The sequence below is a fragment of the Sphingobium sp. D43FB genome, from assembly GCF_002312805.1.
GTDB lineage: Bacteria > Pseudomonadota > Alphaproteobacteria > Sphingomonadales > Sphingomonadaceae > Sphingobium.
Map to the genome: position 1 here is coordinate 1 of NZ_NMUA01000279.1, position 384 is coordinate 384.

Annotated in this window: 1 pseudogene; it reads left to right on the forward strand. The window is 59.9% G+C overall.

Going from position 1 to position 384, the window contains the following annotated elements:
- Positions 1-384 (forward strand): annotated as a pseudogene (locus SxD43FB_RS24405) (arginine decarboxylase); the annotation flags it as partial.

The following is a 384-nucleotide window of genomic DNA, read 5'->3' on the forward strand; positions in this document are numbered from 1 at the left end:
ATCACATCGACGTCGGCGGCGGTCTGGGCGTGGATTACGACGGCACTCACTCGCGCAATGCCAGCTCCATCAACTACGACATGGACGATTACGCCGGTGTCGTGGTCGGCATGCTCAAGGAATTCTGCGACGCGCAGGGTCTGCCGCATCCGAACATCTTCTCTGAAAGCGGCCGCTCGCTGACCGCTCACCACGCGATTCTGGTGGTGCAGGTCACTGACGTCGAGAAGCACAACGACGAAGTGCCGAAGATCGAAGACAAGGAAAGCCTGCCGGAAACCGTGCAATGGCTGGTGGACCTGCTGGGTCCGACCGACATTGAAATGGTCACCGAAACCTACTGGCGCGCCACGCACTACATGAGCGACATCGCCACCCAGTACG